The sequence below is a fragment of the Knoellia aerolata DSM 18566 genome (genome assembly GCF_000768695.1).
Classification (GTDB): Bacteria; Actinomycetota; Actinomycetes; order Actinomycetales; family Dermatophilaceae; genus Knoellia; species Knoellia aerolata.
The window spans coordinates 1-335 of record NZ_AVPL01000207.1; the positions used below are offsets into that span (position 1 = coordinate 1).

The window sequence follows — 335 nt, forward strand, 5'->3', positions numbered from 1 at the left end:
GGGACGAGACCACCGGGCCGCTGCGAGCCCGGGTCCGGCGGATGATCGCCCGCGCCCACCCCGACCTCGTCGCCGCCAAGGCCAAGGCCGCCCGCGAAGGACGCTCGGTGCGACGCTCCCCGGACACGCTCGGCACCGACCACTGGGAGGCCGAGCTCCCCGTCGAACAGTCCGCCCCCATGTGGCAGGCCGTCGACACCCTCGCCCGCACCCTGCGCCGAGCCGACCCCGAGCTCACCCTCGCCCAGGCCCGCGCCGACGCCCTGGCCCAGCTCGTCCTCGCCCAGGCCAACGTCACCGTCCACCTCCACGCCACCATCCCCGCCGACACCCCC

The 335-nt window shown here is 76.7% G+C and carries 1 pseudogene; it reads left to right on the forward strand.

Annotated features, from left to right (window positions below):
* Positions 1–335 (forward strand): annotated as a pseudogene (locus N801_RS21300) (HNH endonuclease signature motif containing protein); the annotation flags it as partial.